General features: G+C 69.8%; 13 protein-coding genes. 5 read left to right on the plus strand and 8 right to left on the minus strand.

Annotated features, from left to right (window positions below; translation table 11 throughout):
• Positions 1 to 242: 242 nt before the first annotated feature.
• On the minus strand, positions 243 to 3509 hold the full coding sequence (locus DAT37_RS03720) for a (Fe-S)-binding protein (protein WP_109523169.1): 3267 nt from the start codon (positions 3507 to 3509) through the stop codon (positions 243 to 245).
• 462 nt (positions 3510 to 3971) lie between these two features.
• Here DAT37_RS03720 and DAT37_RS03725 point away from each other — a divergent pair, with 462 nt between their 5' ends.
• Positions 3972 to 4730: a hypothetical protein gene (locus DAT37_RS03725; RefSeq protein WP_232839477.1), complete on the plus strand. Its 759-nt coding sequence runs from the start codon at positions 3972 to 3974 to the stop codon at positions 4728 to 4730.
• Between the two features lie 64 nt (positions 4731 to 4794).
• Here the strand turns inward: DAT37_RS03725 and DAT37_RS03730 are convergent, their stop codons facing one another.
• The 6 genes from DAT37_RS03730 to DAT37_RS03755 form a co-directional block, all read right to left on the minus strand.
• On the minus strand, positions 4795 to 5685 hold the full coding sequence (locus DAT37_RS03730; protein ID WP_109523170.1) for an NRDE family protein: 891 nt from the start codon (positions 5683 to 5685) through the stop codon (positions 4795 to 4797).
• Between the two features lie 142 nt (positions 5686 to 5827).
• Positions 5828 to 7159 (minus strand): S1 family peptidase, encoded by a 1332-nt coding sequence (locus DAT37_RS03735; protein ID WP_109523171.1) that lies wholly within the window; start codon positions 7157 to 7159, stop codon positions 5828 to 5830.
• A gap of 108 nt (positions 7160 to 7267) precedes the next feature.
• Positions 7268 to 8626, minus strand: a complete 1359-nt coding sequence (locus tag DAT37_RS03740; protein WP_109523172.1) for a S1 family peptidase — start codon at positions 8624 to 8626, stop codon at positions 7268 to 7270.
• 176 nt (positions 8627 to 8802) lie between these two features.
• Complete coding sequence (locus tag DAT37_RS03745; protein ID WP_109523173.1) at positions 8803 to 9951, minus strand: hypothetical protein; 1149 nt, start codon at positions 9949 to 9951, stop codon at positions 8803 to 8805.
• A 40-nt stretch (positions 9952 to 9991) separates the two neighbouring features.
• A complete protein-coding gene (locus DAT37_RS03750; RefSeq protein ID WP_109523174.1) occupies positions 9992 to 12580 on the minus strand; it encodes a LuxR C-terminal-related transcriptional regulator in 2589 nt (862 codons plus the stop codon).
• A complete protein-coding gene (locus DAT37_RS03755; RefSeq protein ID WP_109523175.1) occupies positions 12573 to 14441 on the minus strand; it encodes an Hsp70 family protein in 1869 nt (622 codons plus the stop codon). Before DAT37_RS03755 ends, DAT37_RS03750 begins: the two co-directional genes overlap by 8 nt.
• A 295-nt stretch (positions 14442 to 14736) precedes the next feature.
• Between DAT37_RS03755 and DAT37_RS03760 the strand changes: the two genes are divergently transcribed.
• From DAT37_RS03760 to DAT37_RS03775, 4 genes are all read left to right on the plus strand, one after another.
• Positions 14737 to 18522, plus strand: coding sequence for an IniB N-terminal domain-containing protein (locus DAT37_RS03760; RefSeq protein WP_157978256.1), 3786 nt, complete (start codon positions 14737 to 14739; stop codon positions 18520 to 18522).
• A 17-nt stretch (positions 18523 to 18539) separates the two neighbouring features.
• Entirely contained in the window at positions 18540 to 20438 is a 1899-nt protein-coding gene (locus tag DAT37_RS03765; RefSeq protein WP_109523177.1) for a dynamin family protein, read from the plus strand.
• Between the two features lie 14 nt (positions 20439 to 20452).
• A complete protein-coding gene (locus DAT37_RS03770; RefSeq protein WP_408637361.1) occupies positions 20453 to 21967 on the plus strand; it encodes a dynamin family protein in 1515 nt (504 codons plus the stop codon).
• A gap of 197 nt (positions 21968 to 22164) precedes the next feature.
• A complete protein-coding gene (locus tag DAT37_RS03775) occupies positions 22165 to 22806 on the plus strand; it encodes an HhH-GDP family DNA glycosylase (RefSeq protein WP_109523294.1) in 642 nt (213 codons plus the stop codon).
• 182 nt (positions 22807 to 22988) lie between these two features.
• On the opposite strand, the gene DAT37_RS03780 is transcribed toward DAT37_RS03775, so the two are convergent.
• The gene (locus DAT37_RS03780; protein ID WP_109523178.1) at positions 22989 to 24146 is read right to left on the minus strand and encodes a zinc-binding dehydrogenase; all 1158 of its coding nucleotides are present in this window, start codon (positions 24144 to 24146) and stop codon (positions 22989 to 22991) included.
• Between the last annotated feature and the right edge of the window lie 146 nt (positions 24147 to 24292).

The following is a 24292-nucleotide window of genomic DNA, read 5'->3' on the forward strand; positions in this document are numbered from 1 at the left end:
GTGGCGTCGATCGACGACATCGACATTCTCGGCGGCGTCACCCGGTTCGTCCAGGGTGCCGGACGGTGGTCGTCATCGGTGGGTTCTCGTGCTGGTTCTGGTATTTCGCCCGCCTCTGTTCCGTCAGGGCGTCCAGGCTCGATGACACAGGGAGCACAGGGAATCGGTACGAGGGCGCAAACGCCGATCGGCTCGGATTCGCGGTGCGAACCCGAGCCGATCGGCGTGGCTGTACTACTTACTCAGTTCTTACGGCCCGGGGCTTTGGCTCCGGACTTGAAGCCGAGTCCGCCCGGTTTGGCGGTCGGCGGAGCGACGGGCGGGGTGCCGTTGCTCGAAGCGGGCTTCTCCTCGGCGGGTTCCGTTGCCGCCTCGGTGGTCGCCGGTTCGGGATCGGCGGGGGCAGCCGGTTCGGCGGGAGCCGCCGGTGTCGCCTCGGATTCGGTGGGAGCCGGTGCCGTCGCGGATTCGGCCGGTGCCGCTGCCGCCGCGCCCGGCGCCTTGGGACCGGGCCGCTTGAACCCGGACTTCATGGCGAGACCCTTGGCGGCGACCGTCGGCTTGATCTCCTCGGTCTCCGAGGCCGCCCGGGTCGCGGCCGATTCCTCAGCGACCGATTCGGGGGCCGGTTCCGGTGCCGTGGTTGCCGCGGGGGCGGCCGGAGCCTTCGCCCCGGGCGCCTTGGCCGCACCCTTCATACCCAGGCCGCCACCCGGCGCCTTGGCGCCGCCCTTCATACCCAGGCCCTTGACCGGCGGTGCCGCGGGAGCCTCGGCCGCCTGCGCGGCTTCGGCGGGCGCGGCTTCGGCCGCGGGAGCCTTGGCGCCCGGCGCCTTCGCCGCACCCTTCATGCCCAGCCCGCCACCGGGTGCTTTGGCCGCACCCTTCATGCCGAGCCCCTTCACGGGCGGCGCTGCCGGAGCTTCGGCGGCCTCCGGTGCGGCTTTCGCCCCGGGCGCTTTCGCCGCGCCTTTCATGCCGAGTCCGCCACCGGGCGCCTTCGCGGCGCCCTTCATGCCCAGACCCTTGGCAGGCGCCGGTGCTTCGGCGGGTGCTTCTTCGGCCTTCGCGCCCGGCGCTTTCGCCGCGCCCTTCATACCGAGTCCGCCGGGCGCCTTGCCGCCGCCCTTCATGCCGAGTCCGCCGCCGGGCGCCTTGCCGCCCTTCATCGCGAGACCGTTGGCCGCAGGCGCCGCCTTGGTCGCGGCGGGCGATGCGGTCTGCTCGGCGACGGGTTCGGGCTCCGCCTCCGGTTCGGGCTCGGGTTCGGCCTTGGGCTCCTGGATGACGACCAGGTTCTCGCTGAGCACCGACGCTTCGACGCGGTCGATCGAGTCGAGCATCAGCTGCGCGACGTCGACGACCTCGACGCCTTCGCCTTCGCCCTGCTCCTGGCGCGCGGTCACACCGTCGGTGAGCATCACGCGGCAGAACGGGCAGCCGGTGGCGATCTTCTTGGGCGAGGTGGACAGCGCCTCGTCGACGCGATCGATATTGATGCGCTTGCCGAGTTGCTCTTCCATCCACATGCGCGCACCACCGGCGCCACAGCACATGGAACGTTCGCCGTGGCGCGGCATCTCGATGAGGGTGGAGCCGGACGCCGCCATCAGCTCACGCGGCGCGTTGTAGACCTTGTTGTGACGGCCCAGGTAGCAGGGATCGTGGTAGGTCACGTTCTGCGAGACCGTGGCGACCGGGATCAGCTTCTTCTGCCGCACGAGGCGGTTGAGCAACTGGGTGTGGTGCACCACTTCGTAGTTGCCGCCGACCTGCGGGTACTCGTTGTTGAGCGCGTTGAAGCAGTGCGCGCAGGTGACGACGATCTTCTTCTTGCTCTGTTCGACGCCGTCGAAGACCGAATTCAGCACCTCGATGTTCTGCGCGGCGAGCTGCTGGAACAGGAATTCGTTGCCCGCGCGACGCGCGGAGTCACCGGTGCAGGTCTCCTCCGCCCCGAGCACCATGAATTTAGTGCCCGCGGTGGCGAGGAGTTCGGCGACGGCCTTCGTGGTCTTCTTGGCACGGTCCTCGTAGGCACCCGCGCAGCCGACCCAGAACAGGTATTCGTATCCGTCGAAGGAATCCGCATCCTTGCCGAAGACCGGGATCTGGAAATCCATCTCGTTGATCCAGTTGAGCCGATCCTTGGAGTTCTGACCCCAGGGATTGCCCTTGTTCTCGAGATTCTTGAACAGGCCCGCCAGTTCGGACGGGAATTCCGATTCGATCAGCACCTGGTAGCGGCGCATATCGATGATGTGGTCGACATGTTCGATATCGACCGGGCACTGCTCGACGCACGCGCCACAGGTGGTGCACGACCACAGGACCTCGGGGTCGATGATGCCGCCGATATCCTCGCCGCCGACCAAGGGCCGCTCGGCCTCGGCGCGCGCCGCCTCGGAGATCTTGGCCAGTTTGGCCTCGTCGGGTTTGCCTTCGGCGTCGACAAGGCCGATCTCGTCGCCGCCCATATCCTTGCGCCCGCCTGCCAGCAGGTACGGGGCCTTGGCGTAGCCGTGGTCGCGCAGCGACATGATCAGCAGTTTCGGCGACAGCGGCTTACCGGTGTTCCACGCGGGGCACTGCGACTGGCAACGACCGCATTCGGTGCAGGTGGTGAAGTCGAGAACGCCCTTCCAGGAGAAATCCTCGAACTTTCCGGCGCCGAGGGTGTCGGTGTCGGCGTCGACGTTCTCCATGTCGAGGGCCTTGCCGTTCGACATCATCGGCTTGACCGTGCCGAGCGCGACGCCGCCGTCGGCCTCGCGCTTGAAGTAGATGTTCGGGAACGCGGCGAACCGGTGCCAGGCCACACCCCACGTCAGGTTGCGGCCGACCAGCAGCAGGAACACGCTGCCCGACATCAGCTTGACGAACGCGAAGACCGAGATCAGCACCGCGCTCTCGGGCAGGATCTTGGCGACCTGCATCGTGAAGAAGTCGGTGGCGGCGTTGGAGTGGTGGTAGGTGGCGATCTTGCCCGCCTTCACCAGGATCATGCCGAGACCCTCGACCAGGACGATCGATTCGATCACGTACGCGGGGCCGAATTTGGAACCGCTGAAGCGCGAGAGCCGGTCGGGCACACGCGGGTGGTTCAACTGGCGGATGACGATCAGCGTCACGATGCCGACCACTGTGCCGATGCCGAGGACCTCGTCCATCAGGTGGTAGAGCGCCCAGTTTCCGAAGATCGGCCAGTGGAATTCGGGATCGAAAGTCTGGCCGTACGCCTCGAAGAACAGGATGAAGCCCGCGAGGAAGCCGATCATCACGAGCCAGTGCGCCCAGCCGACTGTCCGGAATTTGTTCATCCGGGTGTGGGCGAGGAATTCGATCAGCATCTGCTTGATGCGCGGGAAGAACGGCCGCCAGCGATCGGGAGCGGACTGGCCGACCATGATGGTCCGCGTGATTCCGCGGACGCCGCCGAAGAACGACGCCCAACACAGGAGGCTGAGCGCCGCCCCAATCGTGCCCAGCGTCAGTGTCAGGGCATTCATGTCGCGACCTTTCTCTAGAGGCAACACGAGTGGTCGAGGTCGGCTGTGCCGCCGACTCGGTTGGCTCGTATCGTAACCGCCGGTAAGTTACTCACCAGTAACTATATGCCCCATCGTACGATCGGGATTTGGTTGTTATCCCCGTACGCTGGGGCTTGACCCGGAATTTACCTGTGTGGAACATCACAGGAAGTCATTCGGAAGCCGTGAGTGCGCGGAGGTTTCTCACCGTAAAGTGCGAGGACATGTGTCCGAACGGTTAGGACAGGCTTACTCTCATTGGCGGGTAATGGATCTCGCATCTCGGGACCGATTCGACTAGGCTCAGCTCGTTCTGTTTGCTGTGCTCGTATTCACACTGCTCGGGGAGAATCCGGAAGGGCCGACCACCTCTCGGATTGAATGAGCTCTCGCGTGACGAAAACGAGCTGCCACAACTCTGATGATGGATTGGAAAACCGAATGAACCTCCGCAGGACCACCGCGGCGGCCACGCTGGTCATCGGCGCGATGACCGTGGGCATCGGCACCTCGCACGCCGATCCCGCACCGGCGCCCGCCGCTGAAGAAGGCATCAACTACTCCGTCAAGCTGGTCGACAAGGTCGTCGTCGCGACGCTTCGTGGGGGAACCTTCGCGCTGACGCAGAAGGACGGCGCGACGCCGGACGCTCCGAAGGTCGACGTCGTCGATGTCAAGGACGACAAGGGCAACGTCGTCATCAGCCTGCCGCTGGAATTCGATGCCGCAGGCACCGAGATCCCGGTCAAGCCCGAGGTCAAGAAGGACGGCACCGTCCTCGAGGTCACCCCGCAGAAGCCCGCGAACCTGCGCCTGGACGCGCCGGTCGCGCCCAAGGCGGTTTCCGCGCAGCCGATCGCCTCGGCCAACGAGAACCAGCGGGCCCAGAACGACTTCGCCAGCAAGTTCGGCATCGGCACCGCCATCGGCGGCTTCGTCGGTACCGCTGTCGGCGCGGTCATCGGCTGTGTCGTCACCCTGGTCGCCGGCTGCGTGCCGGGCCTGGTGACCGGCGCGGGCGTCGGCGGCATCCTGGGCACCATCGCCATCGGCGGACCGACCCTGGTCGCCGCGGGCGTCGAGCTCATCAACGTGATGCAGGCCGAGGCCGACACCACCCAGTGGTCGGACAAGAAGCCGGCCGAAGCCCCCAAGGCGGCCTCGGGGGAGGCCCCCAAGGTGGCCGACGCCCCGAAGTAATCTTTCGGACGCAATTCATCGCACCGATCGGCCCGTTCCCGCTGGGGACGGGCCGATCGGCGTTCTAGGCCGTCGCCCTCGCCCCGCCCATCGGCACGGTGCCGCGAAACGCCGCTTCGCCCTGCGGGTTGCCGAGTCTGCCGAACGAGCGCTCGGCCATGTCGAATGTCCCGTCCTCGCGTACGAGCAGGACCGTGCTCGCCCGCGTCCCGTGTACCGGGTGGGCGATGAATCTGGCCGAGAGCGCGCGTTCGTCGTCCAGCGGAACCCCGGTGTGCGGCAGCGCTTCGTCGGGCGCCTGGACCGGATCGGCCAGCACCTCGAAATAGTCGTCGAGGGAACCGGGTTCGGATTCGACGACCTTGCGCAGCCCGGCGAGGCCGTTGCGCACCTTCGGCCAGATCGGGCGCGCCGCCTCCGGTTCGGCCGACGGGCCGAGGGCCGCGGAGGTGACGAAGGTGCCGTTGGACAGGCCGTGGAAACCGGGAGTCAGCTCGCGGGGCGGTGCGGCGCTGCGGTTGGAATGCCACCACAGCCGCTCGAGATCGGAAACCACGACGTTGTATCCGTTGTAGTCGTCGGGAGCCGCGGCGACGTCTTCGAGGTACCGGCGTGGGTCGGGGAATTCGCCGTGCGCGCCGCGATCGGAGAGTCCGCGCAGAAAATCCATCAGCAGTGCGCCGCGGGAGCGGGCGTCGGCGCGCTGGTCGTCCGGATTGCGGACGTTGGTGACCGCGGTGAATCGGGCGTGCCGCTCGTTCAGCCCGAGCCAGGTGCCGGGCGGATCGGTGTCGGAGACGCCCTGCGCGCCGATGTCACGGCCGGCGAGTACCCCCGGCACCTCGGTCCAGCGCCGCATCGACTCGGTCGGCCGGGTGTAGTACTCGTCCCGATTGGCCGCGACGATCAGCCGATAGTCCGGGTGCGCGCGCCAACCGATCAACACCAAACACATACGGTCCAGAATGCCCCACCGGGGCGGTCGACGGCACCGGATCGCAGCGCGTTCAGGCTGCGTAAGGGCAGTGGAAACCTGCCGTGGAACAGCGAAAAGGCCGGTAGCGACGCGCGCTACCGGCCTTTGTCGTCTGTACTGATTACTCGGTCCGGACCCGCAGTCCCGGATTGTCCGAGAGGACGACGCTGACCGGCTGCGCGAACAGCTGCGGCACATCGCCGGTGAGGGCGCCGATCAGGTTGGGGATCGCGCAGATCGGGTAGTCGGCCACCGACGAGGCACTGGAGATGCCGAGCGCCAGCCGACCGGTCACGACCGCGCCGCCGCTGTCACCGGGCAGGGCGCAGATGTTGGCGGAGAAACTCTGGGTGAGTTCCCGGTCGCCCACCAGGACCGTCTGGTCCACGGCGTTGATCACACCGCAGCTGAAACCGGTGCGCGTACCCGACTTGCAGACCGGCGCGCCGACGACGGGTGTGCCGACGCCCTCGATCAGGATCGGAGCGGCACCGGGCACCCGGACGCCGTTATTGGTGAAACGGTCCTTGACCTGGTCGTTGATGCGCACGATCGAGTAGTCCTGCGACCCGAGCACCGACTTCTGGAACACGCCCAGTTGCGCGCCGATCCGCTCGCCGTTCACCAGTTCGTGCACGGCCGCGGCACGGTCGGTGCCCGCCGACGGCAGATCCGGGTTGCAGTGGCCCGCGGTGATGTTGACGACGTTGCCCGAGCGGTCGGTGCCGTTGAAGCCGAAGGAGCAGCGCAGCGAGCTGCGACCGGCCACCGAGGCGAAGCCGTCGCCGCCGATGAGCGAGCCGCGATCGGCCGCGCTCGCGATCTCGTCCGCGGCGGGAAGCGCCTCGCCCGCGATCGGCGGGGCCATCACGATGATCCGGGCGGGATCGATGAAACCGGGCAGCGGCAGTCCGGCCTGATCGACCCTGACCGCGATGCTGTTGTTGACGGTGTCGATCACGGCACCGCGCACCAGGTTCGAGATCGCCTCGGGCTGGCCGTCGAGCCAACGCTCGAACGCGGTCTTCTCACCGCGCAGCGTGGCCTCGCTCTTGGCGACGTTGCGGACCTCGAAACCGGCCGTCTGCGCCGACTTGCGGGCCTCGTCGGCCCCGGGGCCCTGGGCTACGGCGACGACAGCCTTGCCCGAGTCGTCCAGCCACGATCCCGCGAAGACCTGGGGGTACTGCCGCTGCGCGGTGGTCGCGAAGGCCGCGATCTGCTGTGCCAAGTCGGCGCGACGCAGGTATTCGTCGGGGGAGATCTTCAGATCGCGGGTGACCGCGGCGACCAGTTCGGCGGGCAGCCCCGGCGCCTCGGCGGGTTCCGCGTTCGCCACGGCGGCGGTGGGTCCGAACAGCAGGATCGCGACCGAGGCCGCGATCACTGACTTCTTGACTCTGGTCCGTCGCACAGCTGATCGGAACTGACCTCTACGTGGCAGCAAGAGCATGCCCAGACTATATGGGTTCGCGACCGGTATCACTACTCATCCCAAGGTGCGGTAATGCCGGACTCGGACTCGATCGGCCCGGGTCCGGCGATGGTCATAGGTTCTGTGTCACTGGTCGGCGGGCTTGGTGCGGACCGAGATGCCGCTCCCGACGCCGCCGCCGGAGTTGGCGTCGATATCGGCCAGGATCGCGCGGATCGGAATGCCGAGCGAGGCGGTGCCGCCGTAGGGGGCGAGCTGGGTGTTCGCCTCGGTGCAGTTGGGGGCGTCGGCGGCGTTGGAACCGCTGGTGATGCCGAGCGCGAGTGTTCCGGTGACGATCGAGCCACCGCTGTCGCCGCCGAGGGTGCAGGCCGAGCTGGCGAATCCGCGCACCGTCTTGCTCTCGCCGTCGGCCGTGTACAGCTGGGTCTCGACCCGGTCCGCCACCACGAAACCGCAGGTGAAGGTGGATGACTGCCCGGATTTGCAGACGGGAGCGCCGGTGACGGGTTCCGCGGTGCCGGTGATGTTGAGCGTCGTGCCGTTGGCGCCGCGCACCGACGGCTGATCCATGCCCGCTTCGACGGCGCGCGAGTTCAGGCGGATCACCGAGTAATCGAGTCCGGACTGTCCGCCCAGCTGCGCGGAGACGAAGGTGCCAACCTCGGGACTGTTGGTGATGTCCTTGATGTTGGGCAGGTAGACGCTGGCCTGCTGGTTGGCCTTACTCAGGTTCGGATCGCAGTGCCCCGCACTGATGTTCAGGGCGTTACCGGACGCGTCGACGCTGTTGAAGCCGAAGGAGCAGACGTCGACGCCCCGCAGCGAGGTGTCGTGCAGGGAGGTCGGCGCGCTGATGTAGGTGTCGCCGCCCATCGGACGCCGCTCGACCGGTCCGCCGCCGCCGGGCGACAGGATGACCTTCACGTTGGCGATCAGGGTCGGCAGATTCAGCACGTGGCCCGCCGGGGTGTTGGCGATGCTCAGCACGAGCTGGCTGTTGAGGATGTCGATGGCCACCGAGTTGATGGCCTCGGACAGGTCGCGCGGAAGTGTCGCGATCCACTGATTCACCTGGGTCAGCGAATGTTCCAGGTTGTTCGCCGACACCGCGGAGATCCGGGTCTGGTAGCCGTCGGCGCTGGCGATCCGCGCGGCGTCGGTGGAGGTGACCGCGACGACCGGTTTGCCGTCGGTGCCGATCCACGCCCCCGCGAAGGTGTCCGGGCGCTGGGAACGGAAATCGCGCGCGTAGCGCCCGAGCTCCTGGGCCTGGGCGGCCCGGTCGAGATATTCCGACGGGGTGAGGTTCAGGTCGCGCGAGATGGCCTGCACGAGTTCCGCCGGCAGGTTTTCGGCGGACAGTTGTTCGGGAACTTCCGCCGAGGCGGACCCGATGCCGAGCAAGGGTGCGAGGAGAACGGTCGTGGCCACTCCGATCGAGGCAGCCTTGACCGCGGCGCGACGCGCCACCAACTTGCGCATGAAGTCCCTTCGTCGGCACTGATGTGCCAGCTAAATCCATGGGCCAGGGCAGAATCCGTTGGCGCACAGTCATCGTCCAGCATCGCACCGGCGCCCGCGAACATTGCGTCGAACGTTGCGACAACACCGGTCAGCGCACCACTTTAGGGCACAAACCGTTGTCCGGCGTCACTAAATCATCGGATCGGCGGGACTTCCACGGTGAACGTGGGTGGCGTCCAATCGGAGTCCGTCGGCATCCACCCGGGCGGCGTCGGAAACCACGGGCGTGTCGTCGACCGGCGGGCGGTCGTCCGACTGGTGGTACTCGGCGCCGTCGTCGTGGGTTCGGCCGTGGTCGTGACCGGTTCGGGAGGCGGGGGTTCCGGCGCGGTGGTCGTCGGTTCGGGTTCGGTGGTGCCGGTGATGACGATCGTCGGCTCGGCGGTCGGCAGCTGCGCGATCGACAGCGGCGGGGGCGGCGCGGCGGGTGTCGACTGGTCGGATTGCGCGTCGCGCACCGGCGGTGGTTCGGGCGCGCTCTCCCCCCGCAACACGACAGCGACCCCCAGACCCCCCAGTGCCAGTCCGAAGAGCGCGGCCACCGCGATGAGCAGGGGGGTGCGTCGCTGATTCGCGGCGGCGACCGGGGCAGCCGGCGCGGCGGGCGGCACCGTGTCGGCCCGCGCGGTATCGCTGAGCACCTCGGTGGGCAGCGGCGCGGCGGCGGGCATGGCCTGGGAGTAGGCCTGCGGAAGTGCCGTGGCCGCGGCGACCGTCGGGATCACGTCCGTCTTGACCGTCGCGTTCTCGCTGTTGGCCGGATCGGGCGGCGTCGCACCCGCGGGGGTGGCCAGCACGGCGGCCAGCGCCGCGCGGGCCGCGTCGTAGGCGAAGGACCTTCCGGGTTGGGCGGTGTCGATGGCGGGGAGGTCGGCTTCGCTGACCAGGACCACCGAGCGCAGGCCGAGATAGTCCAGCGCCTCGCGTGAGGACTGCACCAGGGCGGGCGACCATTCACCGGGGTGGGTCGCGTAGAACTCGGCGGGGCCGCTGAGGAATTCGGTGGTCTGGTTGATCAGACAGAACAGCGCGGTGGCGAAGAGATCCTCGGCCCGATACGCCTCGCCGTCGTCGACGGACAGCCCGGCCGGATTACCCACCGCGCCGACGAAACCGGTGATCGAATGCGAACCGGGCGGCGCGTCACCACCGAGGACGGTGTCACCGTCCTCGGCCATGTGCAGGATCGAGTCGCGGACGAGGAAATCCAGCTGACCGGCGTCGGTGACGATCGCCGCCGTGCACTCGTCCTCGGCGATCCGCAGGCCCACCCCAGTGGCCATCCCAATTCCTCGCTTCGACATCGTCGGGCCCGTGCCGCGATCACACCAGCAGCGAGCCGTGTCCCATGGCGCGAAGCATCGACAATAGCTCCGAACGCGACCCGGCACCGATTCGGCGCCGTATGCGGGCGACGTGATGCTCCACCGTCTTCGCGGAAATGTACAGGCGAGCGCCGATCTCCCGATAGGTCAAACCGAGCAGGACCAGTTCGGCGACCTCCCGCTCCCGTTCGCTGAGGATGGGATTGCCGTCGGTGCTCCGCACGGCGGGATCGGGCGTCGCGCCGCGTCCGCGCGCGGGCTGCGCCGCGGTGGTCGGTGGCGGCGAGAATTCCTGCGGGCGGGAATCGGACCGGATCGCGCGTGCCAGTTTCAGCAGCGCGGTCGCCGTGGCCGAATCGTCGGCGGACAGCGCGGCCTCGCTGGCGAGACGAGCGGCGTCCCAGGTCAGCCCGATACCGCGCAGACCGGTGACGGCCTGCTCCACGTGCGCGGCCGAGACTTCGCCGCGCAGGACGAAAACCCAGGTGCGTCCGGCGTCGGCGAGCACGGCGGCATGCCGATCGCCCGATTCGGCGGCGGATTTGAGCAGATGGGCGTGCGGAAGCAGGTCGTCGGGACTCTTGTGCGCGATAGCGGCCTGGACGCCGTACCAGTGGAACGCGTTGGCCCAGGTCGGTGGCTGGTTCAAGGATCGGAGCAGCGACAGCGACGCCTCCACCAGGGGCGTGATCCGGCGTTCGTCGCGCAACCGGATACCGGCCAGCCAGAGTTCGCCGACCGGCAGCAGCGTCAGCAGGTCGGCGTCGACGTCGTCGAAGAGCGGGTAGGCCGCCTGCCAGGCCTTGGTGAGTGCCACGTGGTCGCCGCCGCGCCGGGCCAGACCCACCGCGACGCCGTGGGCGAGCAGCCGGTCACGGATGTCGAGCGCGTCCCAGTCCAGTGCGGCGACGGTGGCCGCCGCGCCCTGCTCGTCCCCGCCGAGCATCGCCACCCAGGCGGCCAGCACCCGCGGTTGTCCGCTGCGCGCCCCGCTATCGGTCGCGCGCAGCAGCGATTCGCCCGCCCGGCGGGGATCGCCGGTGCTCAGGCACAGCAGTGTCGCGATCGACACCGGCGTGCACGGCAGGAAGCGATCCGAATTCACGTCGATATGCGCGGCCTGGAGCAATGTCGACACCGCGACGGCGGACTCGCCACGGGTCAGGGACGCGCCGAGCGCCGTCGCGATCAGCCGGGCCTGGGTGTTCGCCTCGGTCGGCGGCCATTGCGCCGACGCGCCGGAGAGTTCCGCGGCGTCGCGGACATTGCCCGCCAGCGACAGCACTGTCGCGCCGACGGCCCAGTCGGGACCGATGCGATGCGCGCCGAGCCAGGTGTAGAGCTGCGCGGCCCGGCCGACGAGGCCGCGTCGGGTCAGCACTCCGGCGCAGATCCGCACGGCGTCGGCGAGTTCGGCGCCGGTCACCTCCGCGCGGGCGAGTACCGGCTCGGCCAGGCGCATGGCGGTCTCACCGTCGCCGGTGCGCGCCGCCGCCTCGGCCCAGCGCAGCGCGATCCGGTCCTGATCCGCGCCCGCGGCCGCGGCGGCGCTGTAGAAGCGGACGGCGGCGGGGCCCGCGTGTTCGGCCGCGGCGCAGAGGAAGTCGGCCAGGCGGTCGTCACGGACACCGGACTCGGCCAGTGCCAGCGCCGTCTGGTCGCGCAGCAGGCCCGCGTCCAATCTGGCGGCGAGAAGTCTGCGCTGGACGGCGAGATAGCGGCGATCGCCGAGGATGGTGCGTAGCGCGGGAACGGCGGGGGCGAGCAGCAGATCGGCGTCGGTGACCAGGGCGGTCGCCCGTGCCCGATCGATGAGACGTTGGGCCGCCGGGGGATCGACGCCGAGTACTTCGGTGAGTTCGGTCGAATCGAGTCCGGTGCCGGTGGTGGCGACGGCGAGCGTCTCGAGCAGATCCGGTTCCAGATTGTCCAGAAGTGAACGCGCCCAGTGCGAGACGGCGTCGTCGACCGCGCGCACCCCCGCGTCCAGGCGGGCGGAACAGGCCGCCGTGAGCGCCGCGACGACGCCACCGCGGATACCGCCGGTCTGCTGGTGGATGTGCTGAGCCACCGCGCGCGGCACCGCCATCCCCAACTCCCTGGCGAAAGGGGTGATATCCGAAACCCCGAGCGGGCGCAGGTCCACGACGCGGCCACGGCGCGCGACCGCGTCGGCCAGTGTGCGCAGGCGAGTGTCGTGCGGGCGCGGCTGGGCCGCGACGACGACCGTGTACTTACCGGATTCGATACTCGCGCAGAGTGATTCGAGATCGGTCGGACTCAGGGTGTGGGCATCGTCGATGATCAGCGCCGGACGCGGGCCCGATCCGCTGTGTCGACGCTCCGCGCTGTCGCCCGCGCCGATCGTGATGTGCTCGGGCATCGGCGCGTAGAGATTCTCGCGGATGGTCTCGCGCAGCGGCACGCCCCTGGCTCGCAAACGGGTGCGGACCGCCGCCAGCAGGGTCGATTTACCGGTGCCGGAACGGCCCCGGATCAGCACCGTGGAGGTTTCGGGGTCCGTCGAATCCAGTTCGCGGAAGATCTCTCTGACATAGGGCATGGTGTCGAACGCGATGTCAGCCACCGTTGCCTCCGAGGATCTCGCCCGGTGCGTCCAGGATGGTGCCTACCGCCCCGCCGACCCCTTCACCGACGCCGTCGATGGTGTTCTCCAGCACGCCCGTCGGCAGGCTCGGCACCTGCGGTTTGGGCACCGTGGGGGCGGGCAGGGGAATCTGCGTGGGCTGCGGCTGCGGCTGCGGCACGGGCTGCGGCTGGGGTTGTGGTTGCGGCGCCGGTTGTTGTTGCGGCGCGGGCTGGGGTGCTTGCGCCTGCTGCGGTGTTCCGTTCTCGGGGGTCGCCGCGGTCGCCGGGCCGCCCGCGGGGGCAGGTTCGCCGGTTCCGGCCTGAGCGGGAGTGCCCTGACCGTTCACGACGCCGACCGTGCTGCCGGGGGACGCGCCCGTGGGTGATCCCGCCCCGCCCGTCGGATTGCCCGCCTGCGGCGCACCGGGAGTGCCCGGACTCGCCGGCGCGGTTCCGTCGGTGCTCGAGGTCGTATTCGCTGAGGCCTGTTCACCGGGCGTCACCTGTTGCTGCTGGGTGGACGCGGGCTGATTCGGGCTTCCCGGGAGACCGGTGCCGATGGCGAGCGTGCCCGCGCCGATCAGGCCCATGACCAGCGCGGCGCCCGCGGCGATCGCGACACGTCGCCGGGTGGTCATCCCCGTGGCCGGTGGCGCGACGGGCAGTGCGTCGGCCTGGAGATCGGTGGCGGGCCGGGCGGCCGTGATCACGGCGGGCAGTGCGTCGGTGGGGGTGTCGGCGACGAAGCCGTGCGGGGTGGTCGCCACCTCGGCGGCGAGCAGGTCGGTCGCCAGCGCCGCCGCGCCGCGCGCGCTCGTCTGCGCGGGGTCGGGCGCGGCGACCACCGGAAGTCCGAACTCGGTGGAGATCAACTCGGCGACCAGGGGGATCGAGCTGCCGCCGCCGGTGAGCAGCACCCGGCCGATATCGCCGATTCCGAGTCCGGCGCGGTGGACCGCGTCGCGGATCAGATCGAGCGAGACCAGCAGCGGCGCCCGCAGTAGTTCCTCCAGTTCGTCGCGGACGAGACGGATCTGCTGGCCGCCGGGAACGGTGGGATCGAGTCCGACCGGAACAACGGTCGCGGTATTTATGGAAAGCGCTTCTTTCGCTTTTCGGCAGTCGGTGCGTAAACCCGACAATTCCCTTTCGATCACCGGGTCGAACGGGTCGAATTCATTTCCCTGCCGCGCATTAGCCAGAATGTAGCGCATCACCAGCAGGTCGAATTCGGCACCGGCGACATCGGTTGTTCGCAGGGGAGTAGCGAGCGGACCGGCGTGCGCTCCGGTGCGCATCACCGAGATCGTGAGCCCGGTCGCGCCGAGGTCGTAGACGACGACAGCGCCGTCGTCGAGCCGTCCGTGCGCGGCCTCCAGCCAACTCATCGCCGCGGTCGGCTCCGGGATCAGGGTCACCCCGGGCAGGTCGGCGGCGACGAGCGCGCCGCGCTGCACGTCCACCGTGTGACGCGACCACCAGGCGGGATGGCAGACGATCACCGCTTCCGGCGCTTGGCCTGTCGCCGTGGCTGTTTCGTCGACCAGGCAGCGCACGGCGGTGGCGACCAGTGCGGCCGCGGAATGGGTCGAACCGTCCTCGGCGAGCAGATCGACCGGATCGCCGACGCGATCGAGGAACCCTTCGAACACGATGTCGTTCGAATGTCGGCTGCTCGGACCGGCCGTCGTCCCGAAAACAGGCGCGGAATCGGCGCCGAGGCGCAGCACGCTGGGATGGGTCAGGACGGTGCCCCCGTAGGCGGGGCCGACGTCGACATCGTCGACGGTCCCCGATGTCGCCACGGCGACCGAATTCAACGCCCCGACAGTGATGCCGAGCGCCAGACGCTCTGTCATTCGTGAACCTCGCTCGAGAATTCAGTGGGTCCGATGGTCGCTGCTGTGTTGTCCCTGTACGAACGCCGAGTCTCGCGCCGACGCATCAGATCTGTCGGTTGCTGGTTGAGAACCGTTACCGACGGCCGGGGAAAGACGGGGAAATTCCCCTAATCCGGCGGCGGCCCCTAATGGGTTGCCGAGGTGAGCCATAGGGGTGAACCCCGTTTCCGGTAACGAGTTCGATCCCTAGCGTGAAATGTATTCCAACTGCCGCGGATGGAAGCGGTCCGCCGATCCCAGGAGACGATTCCAGATGACACCCAATGCGATTCTCGAGTTCATCCTCGGCCTTTTGCGCGATCGTGAAGCGGCGCTCGGCTACTGCGCCAACCCCGAGCAGGCCCTCGCCGCCGCCGGACTCGCCGCCGTGACACCGGAAGACATCGCCGCCGTCGCCCCGATGGTAGCCGAATCCGCGCTGGTCGCCGGCGGTTCCCAGCTGTCGGCGATCGTCGCGGCGGGCGGGAACGCCGCCGCTGCCGCCGCGGTCACGGCCGGTGCCGTCGCCGCGGCCGACGCCGGAATCGGACTCGGCGCCGACGCGCAGACCGGCGCCGACATCAGCCTGAACGGAGATACCGGTCTCGACCTCGATCTCGGGGTCGGCCTCGACTCGGCCCTCGACGCAGGCCTGCAAGTGGGCGCGGGAATCGGCGCCGGGATCGACGCGGGTCTGAACGCACTCGCGGACCTGACCACGACCATCGGCGGCGCATTCGGTCTCGGCGGATCGACCGGCGCCGATATCGATGTGGATCTCGATGCCGGACTGGGCGGTGCGCTGGACGGCGCGGCGGGTCTCGGTGCGGGTCTCGGCGGTGCGCTCGGCGCCGGTGCGGGTCTCGGAGGCGCACTCGACGGCACCGTCGGCGCGGTGGCCGACCTCGGCGCGGGTCTCGGCGGCGCGCTCGGCGGTGCCCTCGGTGCCGCCACCGGTCTCGGTGCGGGTCTGAACGGTGCCATCGATGGTGTGGCAGGTGCTGCGGCCGGTCTGGGTGTGGGTCTGAATGGTGCGCTCGGTGGTGTGGCTGACGCTGCCGCCGGGCTCGGCACGGGACTCGACGGAGCTCTGAACGGAGTCGTAGGCGCGACAGGCGATTTGGGTGCGGGCTTGAACGGGGCGCTCGGTGCGGGCGCGGGTCTGAACGGTGCTCTCGACAGCACCGTCGGCGCGGCAGCCGACCTGGGTGCCGGTCTCGGTGGTGCGGCAGGAGTTGTCGGCGATGTCGGTGCAGGCTTGGGCGGTGCCCTGGATGGCACGGTTGGCGCGGTCGGTGACGTGGGCGCCGGTCTCGGTGGTGCGCTGAGTGGTGCGGTAGACGCGGGTGCCGGTCTCGGTGGTGCGGCAGGAGTTGTCGGCGATGTCGGTGCGGGCCTGGGCGGTGCCCTGGATGGCACGGTTGGCGCGGTCGGTGACGTGGGCGCGGGTCTCGGTGGTGCGGTGGGTGCCGGAGGTGCGCTCGGTGGCGCGGCGGGCACCGTCGGTGACCTGGGTGCGGATCTGGGTGGTGCGCTCGGTGGCGCGGTGGGGGCCGGAGCCGATGCAGGTGCGGAATTGGGCGGTGCTCTCGACGGCGCGGCCGGTCTTGGTGCGGGGCTCGGTGGTGCGCTCGGCGCGGGTGCGGGGCTCGGTGGTGCGCTCGGCGCAGGTGCGGATCTCGGAGGCGCACTCGATAGCATCGGCGGCGCGGTGGCTGACTCGGCCGCTGGTCTCGGTGGTGCGGTGGACGGCGGGGCCGGTGTCGGTGCGGAATTGGGCGGCGCACTGGGCAGCACGGTCGGTGCGGTTACCGACCTGGACGCCGACATCGACGCAGCGTTGAACGGATCATTGGGAGCCGCTTCCGAGGTAGGAGCGGGCCTGAACGGCGCCCTCGGCGGCGCGGTCGAGGCAGGCGCCGGTCTCGAGGGCGCCCTCGGTGGCGTCGTCGGCGCGGCATCCGGTCTCGGCGGTGCCCTCGACGGAGCGTTGGACGCGACGGCAGGAGCGGGGATCGACCTCGACGGCGTATCGGACGTGGCAGCGGGCGCGGGTATCGGACTGGACGGCGCGCTCGGCGCCGGCCTGGAGACCGGTCTCGGCGGAGCAGTCGGTGCGGCCGCGGGTCTCGGTGGCGCGGCCGAAGCTGGGCTGAACGGCGCTGCTGGTGCCGCCACCGACGTGGGCGCGGGCCTGGAGACCGGTCTCGACGGTATCCCCGGTGTCGGTGCGGATCTGAATGCTGCGGTCGACGGTGCGCTGGGGACCGCTGCAGGAATCGGTGGTGCGGTCGATGGTGCCGCCGGTGTCGGTGCGGACCTGACGGGTGCCGTTGATGGTGCGCTGGGGACCGCTGCAGGAATCGGTGGTGCGGTCGATGGTGCCGCCGGTGTTGGTGCGGATCTGACGGGTGCCGTTGATGGTGCGCTGGGGACCGCTGCAGGAATCGGTGGTGCGGTCGATGGTGCCGCCGGTGTCGGTGCGGACCTGACGGGTGCGGTTGATGGTGCGCTGGATTCTGCCGCCGGTGCCGGTGCCAGTGCCGGGCTGGGTGGGGCCGTGGACGGCACGGTCGGTGCGGTCGCCGACCTGGGCGCGGGTCTCGGTGGCGCGGTAGACGCCGCGGTGGGCGGTGCCGCGGATCTCGGCGCAGGCCTGGACGGGGCCCTCGGTGTCGCGACGGGGGTCGGTGGCGAGGTAGGCGCCGGTGTCGGTGGGGCAGTCGGGGCGGGCGCCCAGGGGGTTTCCGGCTTGGAAGCGAGTGTCGCGACGGGCGTGGGGGCGGCGCTCGGGGCGGGGGCGGAAATCGGTGGCGGGCTGGAGACCGGGCTGTCCGGTGGACTCGACGCCGTCGGTGGCGGGGGTGCGTCGGTGACGGCCGTTCTCGGGAATTCTGTCGGTGCCGTCGGGCAGGTGGGTTCCGGGCTGGAGGCGGGACTCTCCGGGGCTCTCGGTGCGGCCGGGCAACTCGGCTCCGATGTGGACTCCGGGCTGTCGATCGGGCTCGGTGGAGCGGGGCAGGCGGGTGCGGGGATCGGTGCGGCCGTGGAGTCCGGCGTCGGACTCGGCGGAGGTCTCGCCGCTGGTCTGGGTGGTGCGCTCGGTGCCGCAGGTCAGGCCGGTGCGGGTGTCGACGGTGCGCTCGGAGCGGCGGGTCAGGTGGGCTCCGGGTTGGAGTCCGGACTGTCCGGCGCACTCGGTGGTGCCAGCTCGGTCGGCGCGGGTATCGGTGGCGCGCTCGGTGGCGCAGGCCAGGTCGGTTCCGGCCTGGAAACGGGATTGTCCGGCGGGCTCGGAGGTGCGAGTCAGGCGGGTGCCGGTATCGAAACAGGGTTGTCCGGGGCGCTGGGCGGTGCGGGCGAAGTAGGCGCCGGTGTGGAGTCCGGTGTGCTCGGTGGCGCGGGCCAGGTGGGGTCCGGTGTCGAAACGGGGCTGTCGGGCGCGCTGGGCGGTGCGGGACACGTGGGTTCCGGGTTGGAGACCGGATTGTCGGGAGCGCTCGGTAGCGCGGACCACGTCGACGCTGGTGGAGCCCTCGGCGGTGCGGGCCAGGTCGGTGCAGGTGGTGCGGGTCAGGTGGGGTCCGGGTTGGAGACCGGGCTCGGCACCGCGGCGGACCTCGGCGCGGGTGCGGCAGGCGGTTCGACGTCGGGTCTGGATTCGACCGGCCATATCGGCTCGGGTCTGGAGACCGGTCTGTCGACCGGCGGCGGCCTGACCGGCGGACTCGAATCGGGTCTCACGACCGGCGGTGCACTGGGCGGGAGCGCGGCCTCCGGGCTCGGCGGTGCCGTCGATCACGGTGTCGGCGTAGGTGGTTCGGCCGCCGGCGCGGGGTCGTTCGATACGGGCGCGCAGGGCGATGGCGGCCACGGTGTCGGTGCGACAGCGTCCAGCGCGCTGTCCTCGACCGCGAATACCTGGTCGTCGCTGGATGTTTCGAGCGCGTTCGGTTCGGGTCTGGACAGTTCGGTCACCGGCGATGCCGGGTTGTTCGGCGCGGCCGACTCCGCTGTCGACGCAGGCGCCGATCCGTCCGCCGACGCGTTCCTGCACTGAAAGAGGTCGACACCGCGATGGGGACTCCCACACCCACTCCGCCCGCCGCGCCCGCGGTGCCGCTGCTGGCGGTGCTCGCCGACACCATCGCGGCGGCGCGCGCGGCGGGGCGCGACGATCTGGTCGGTCGCCTGGAGGCGGCGGCGAGCCGGGTCCGCGATCCGCGCCGCCGCATCGTCGTCACCGGACAGTCGGACCAGGGTAAGAGCCGTTTCGTCAACGCTCTGCTCGATATCGACATCTGCCCGGTGGGTGACGACACCACGACGACGGCGCCCATGCTGCTCGCTCCCGGCCCGAAGGCGCGGGCCGTGCTGGTGCTCGCCGGTCCGCAGCAGGGAGCGCAGGAGACGCGCGTCGAGGTTCCGATCGAGGAACTCGGCTCGGTCACCGCGCGCTCACCGATCACACAGGGTCGACGAATCCTGCGCTGGGAGGTGGAGGTGCCGAATCCGCTGCTGGCCGACGGGATCGTCCTGGTCGACACCCCCGGGGTCGGCGGGCACGGAAGTTCCGGTGCGGCGGGGGTTCTCGGCATGGCGCAGGGGGCGGACGCGGTACTCGTGCTCTCCGACGCGTCCACCGAATTGACCGAACCGGAACTCGCGTTCCTGCGTCAGGTTCGCGAGTTGTGCCCGAACCTGGCGCTGTTGCTCACCAAGACCGATATGTATCCGCACTGGCGGCGGGTGCACGAGGCCGATCTGCGCCATATCGGCGCGGCGGGCCTCGAGGTGCCGATCATTCCGGTGTCGTCGCTGCTGCGATCGCACGCGCTGCGGTTGCAGGACGCCCAACTCGGTGTCGAATCGGGATTCGGTGTGCTGTATCAGTTCCTGCGCGACCAGGTCGTCGCCCGCGATCAGGCCGCGACCAGGGATCTGGTCGCCCGCGACATCCATTCGGCGGCAGAACATCTGGCGTTGGCGTTGGGCAGTGAGCTGGTCGCGCTGCGTGATCCGGGTCAGGGCGCCGCGGCGATCGGTGAATTGCAGTCCGCGCGCGCCTCGGCCGAACAGTTGCAGCGGCGTACCGCGGCGTGGCAGCAGACCCTCGCGGACGGCATCACCGATCTGGCGGGCGACGTCGATCACGATCTGCGAGATCGGCTGCGCGGCATCGCCCGTACCGGGGAGGAATGGATCGACGAGAACGATCCCGGCCGCAGCTGGGACAGCATCGCCGAATGGCTCACGGGCACGGTCGATACCGCGATCGGTGACAATCTGCTCTGGACCCATCGGCGCGCGGTCCTGCTGGCCGAACGGGTCGCCGAACATTTCACCGATGTGGGCGCGGTCGAACTGCCCGATGTGCGGACCGGTCACGACAGCGACGAATCCCGTGCCGGTGCGGGCACTCTCGGCGAGCTGGAGCCGGATATCGGCTTCGCGAGCAAACTGCTCGTCGGTATGCGAGGTTCGTACGGTGGCGTCCTGATGGTCGGACTCGCCACCACGTTCGCGGGGCTCGCCATGCTCAATCCGATATCCATCGGGGCGGGTGTCATCGTGGGCGGCAAGGCATTCCGCGACGACAAGCAGGCGCGGCTGGCGCGCAGGCGCAACGAGGCCAAGACGGCGGTGCGCCGTTTCGTCGACGATGTCGCCTTCCAGGCGGGCAAGGATTCCAAGGACCGCCTGCACCGGATCCACCGCGCGCTGCGCGATCACTACAGCGGCGTGGCCGAACGCAGTCTGCGCTCGATCGACGATTCGCTGCGGGCCGCGCAGGAGGCGGCGTCGATGGAGGCGGCGAGGCGCACCGAACGCTGCCAGGTACTCGAACAGCAACTGCGCGCCGTCGCGGAACTGCGCAGGCATGCCGACGCGGGGCAGCGGGCCATCGCCGCTACCGGCACCGCGACCCCCGTTGCCGCACCCGAGGAAAGGAGCGTCGGTACGGTAACCCCGTGAACAGCGAGACCGGGATCGCGCCCGGCATCGTGGCCGAGGCACATCGGCTGGTCGGTGCCGCACGGCAGGAATTCGCGCGCGAGCCGCGAGCGCGCGCGCTGCTGGCCGAATGCGCCCGACGCCTGGAGCAGCCGTTGCGGGTGGCGTTGGCGGGTTCGATCAAGGCCGGTAAGTCGACACTGCTGAACGCGCTGGTCGGCCAGGACATCGCGCCGACCGACGCCACCGAATGCACACGTGTCGTCACCTGGTACCGCCACGGTTCGACCCCGGGCGTCACGGCATACGCCCCGGACGGTTCCACCGCCAATGTGGTGGTGCGCCGGGGCGGCGGCACCCACGGGCTGACCTTCGATCTGGAGCGTCTGAACTGGAACGCGCCCGGGCCGCGCCCGGTGGATCACCTCGAAGTGGAGTGGCCGTCGGCGACACTCGCCGCCACCACCATCATCGATACGCCGGGTACCTCGTCGTTGTCGCGGGAAGTGTCGATGCGCACCGCGCGCCTGCTCACCCCGGAGGACGACCGGTCCGGTCGCGGGGCGGGACCGATCCTGCCCGGCGCCGACGCGGTCGTCTACCTGCTGCGCAGACTCGATGCCACCGACATCACCTTCCTCGAACGTATCGGCGCGCGCGCCGGTCGCGGCGGCCCGCTCGGTGTGGTCGGCGTGGTCTCTCGGGCCGACGAGATCGGCGCGGGTCGTATCGACGCCCTGCATTCCGCGCGTGAGGTCGCGGTCCGGTTCGCGGGAGAGTTGGAGCGAACGGGCCTGTGCCAGGCCGTTATTCCGGTCGCGGGTCTGCTGGCTTTCGCCGCGGCGACCCTGCGTCAGCAGGAGTTCACGGCTTTCGAGGCGCTGGCGGGTGTCCCGGTCGACGAACTCGGCGCCGCGATGCTGTCGGTGGACCGTTTCGCCCGCCCCGATATCGCGCTCCCGGTCGCGCCGGAGTTGCGCGCGCAGCTGTCCGAACGATTCGGCATGTTCGGAATCCGTATGGCGGTCACCCTGATTCGACTCGGCGTCCGCGATTCGGCCACTCTCGCCGCCGAATTGACCGACCGCAGCGGCGTCGACGAATTGCGTTCGGTCCTCGACGTGCAGTTCGGACAGCGCGCCGACCAGCTCAAAGCCCATTCGGCGCTGTCGGCCCTGGCGGGGGTGCTCGCCGCGTATCCCGGCACCGCGGCCGACCGCCTTCGTCCGCGGGTCGGCACTCTGCTCGCCGACGTGCACGGTTTCGCCGAACTCCGGCTGCTCGGTCGCCTGCGCACCGACGAATTGACCCTCCCCCCGGCCGACCTGGCCGAACTCCACCGTCTGATCGGCGGTTCGGGAATCGCCGCGCACCTGCGCCTGGGCATACCCCCCGATACATCCCCGGACCAGCAGCGCGCCGCCGCCGTCGCCGCCGTCCGCAAATGGCGCGACCGCGCACGTCATCCGCTGGCCGACCAGTTCACCCGCTCGGCCTGTCTCACCGCCGCCCGCAGCGCGGAAGGAACCCTCGGCCTTCTGCCCGGCTGAGTGATCACCGATGTTCCGGACATCCGTCGAGCATGGTCCCCGGCCGGATCGTGGCCGCGCGGCCGCTCGGCATATCCGGCATCCGCGCGCGTTCCCACCGCGCGGTGGTTTCCACGAAATCGTCGCCACCACCGAAAACCGGTGTGAACAGCGCGGCGCGGGGTAGGCGATCGGTATCCGAGCGTCTGGAGGTCGTGATGACTGAACGACAGATAGTCGAGGAACTTCTGGAACAGGCGGGGACCACCTTCGCGGAGGAGGCCGGAATCTCCCTCGCGGACAAACCCGCGCCGCTTTTCCAACTCTTGGTGCTGGCCGAACTGCTCAGCGCGCGAATTTCGGCCCGGCTCGCCGTCGCCACGGCGGAAGAACTCGTGAAGAGTGGCTATCGGACACCGCAGCGAGTCGCGGATGCGGGATGGCAGGAACTCGTCGACGTGCTCGGGCGAGCCCACTACCGCCGTTACGACGAGAGCACCGCGACCCGCCTCGGCGAGGTCGCCATCGACGTGATCGACCGCTTCGACGGTGACCTGCGCAAACTCGCCGAGCAGGCCGACGGTGATCCGCGGCGTGCCGCCCAACTCCTCGAAGAGTTCAAGGGGATAGGCCCGACCGGGAGCGCGATATTCCTGCGCGAAGTACAGCAGGTGTGGCCGTGGGTCCGGCCCTATTTCGATGATCGCGCCCTCCAGGGCGCGCGCCGCCTCGATCTCCCCGGCAAGCCCGGGGAACTGGCCGATCTGGCCCCGCGCCGGTCGGCGGCCCTAGCCGCGGCGCTGGTCCGCGTCACCCTCGACGACGACCTGGCCGAACGAGTCCACGCCACGGCGTCATGATCGCCGTCGATCCTGCCGCGTCCAAGACGGTGGGGGAACCTGCCGAGTGGTGCGCTGGCGCCGAGGATGGGCCGAGAGGCGGTGCTGCTCTGGTCCCAGGGACAGGCTGACCGGTCGCTGTGACAGCTCGACGGCGTGCCGACCCGGTCACCGAACAGCGACCGCCGACGCCCCGACCACCCTCACGGCGTGAGCGCCCGCCCCGTCGGATCGATCAGAATCTTCGCGTGCGCTCCCGGATCGGCGAGGGCGGCGAACGCGTTGCCGACGCCGTCGAGTCCGACGGTGCCGGTGATGAGCGGCGTGGGATTCACCTTGCCGTCGGCGATGAGGTGCAGCGTGTCGCGGAATTCGCCGGGGTCATAGCCGAAGGCGAAACGCAGGTCGATTTCCTTGTTGACGGCCATGGCGGGCTGGAACCGGTCGGTCTCCATGCAGACGCCGACGACGACGACCCTGGTGAGCGGCGGTGCGGCGGTGATGATCTGGTCGATGACGCCGGGTACCCCGACACATTCGAACACCACCGGCCCTTTCGGCCCCGCGTCCAGTTTCCCGGCCAGCCGGAACGCGTACCACCACGGCAGTTTCGGGATGCCGCGCAGTTTCTCCATGGTGTCGAAGCCGAGTCCGAGAATGTCGGTGACGCCGTTGATCCGGCGTTTCGGCGCGGCGTCCCAGGGGGATCCGTCCGCCGGGTCGACGACGATGTCGGCACCGCACACCGTCGCGAGTTCGCGGCGGCGCGGGGAGAAATCGCTGGCGATCACGGTGCGCGCGCCGACCGCTTTCAACATCGTGATCACCGCGAGCCCGATCGGACCGCATCCGATGACGAACGCGGTCTGCCCTTTGCCCACCTGCCCCCTGCGCACCGCGTGCCAGGCCACGGCCATGGGTTCGGTGAGGGCGGCGTGTTCGGCGGACAATCCGTTCGGTATCGGCATGGTCATCGATTCCTGCACGACCACCTGCTCGGCGTAGGCGCCGGGCGCGGCGGTGGACAGCCCGGTCAGATGCGGTTCGCCGTCGCGGCGCACGACCGGCAGGGCGACCACCGGTGTTCCGGTACGCCAGCGCCGGTGACAGTCCGGGCCGTATTCGACTATCGCGCCGCTGAATTCGTGTCCGAGGACGACGCGCTGCGATGTGCGCATGAAACGGTCGTAGCCGGTGGCCGTCGCAAGGTCCGCCATGGCGTCGGCGTGGGTGCGGGCGTGCAGGTCGGAGCCGCAGATTCCGCAGCGGGTGACGTCGATGAGGATCTGCCCGGGTCCGGGTACCGGGGTGGGCAGATCCTCGACCGTGAATTCGGTATTCGTGACGACCGCGGCCCGCATGACGATCTCCTCGTATCGATGATGTGCGACCCACGTTACTGCTGCCCACCGGCCCGGATCTCCCGGCGCGGCGCTGGCGGGTGGGAGTCGCGCACGGGCTCCCACCCGCCGCGCTAGTCCGGTTCGCGCAGGACCGGGACGCCGAT

Source organism: Nocardia aurea (assembly GCF_003123685.1).
Lineage (GTDB): Bacteria > Actinomycetota > Actinomycetes > Mycobacteriales > Mycobacteriaceae > Nocardia > Nocardia aurea.

Coding starts and splice junctions, on each gene's coding strand:
- DAT37_RS03740 (WP_109523172.1), bottom strand. CDS start 8,626: ATGCGCAAGTTGGTGGCGCGTCGCGCCGCGGTCAAGGCTGCCTCGATC.
- DAT37_RS03765 (WP_109523177.1), top strand. CDS start 18,540: ATGGGGACTCCCACACCCACTCCGCCCGCCGCGCCCGCGGTGCCGCTG.
- DAT37_RS03780 (WP_109523178.1), bottom strand. CDS start 24,146: ATGCGGGCCGCGGTCGTCACGAATACCGAATTCACGGTCGAGGATCTG.
- DAT37_RS03775 (WP_109523294.1), top strand. CDS start 22,165: ATGACTGAACGACAGATAGTCGAGGAACTTCTGGAACAGGCGGGGACC.
- DAT37_RS03735 (WP_109523171.1), bottom strand. CDS start 7,159: ATGCTCTTGCTGCCACGTAGAGGTCAGTTCCGATCAGCTGTGCGACGG.
- DAT37_RS03720 (WP_109523169.1), bottom strand. CDS start 3,509: ATGAATGCCCTGACACTGACGCTGGGCACGATTGGGGCGGCGCTCAGC.
- DAT37_RS03725 (WP_232839477.1), top strand. CDS start 3,972: ATGAACCTCCGCAGGACCACCGCGGCGGCCACGCTGGTCATCGGCGCG.
- DAT37_RS03755 (WP_109523175.1), bottom strand. CDS start 14,441: ATGACAGAGCGTCTGGCGCTCGGCATCACTGTCGGGGCGTTGAATTCG.
- DAT37_RS03745 (WP_109523173.1), bottom strand. CDS start 9,951: ATGGCCACTGGGGTGGGCCTGCGGATCGCCGAGGACGAGTGCACGGCG.
- DAT37_RS03760 (WP_157978256.1), top strand. CDS start 14,737: ATGACACCCAATGCGATTCTCGAGTTCATCCTCGGCCTTTTGCGCGAT.
- DAT37_RS03730 (WP_109523170.1), bottom strand. CDS start 5,685: ATGTGTTTGGTGTTGATCGGTTGGCGCGCGCACCCGGACTATCGGCTG.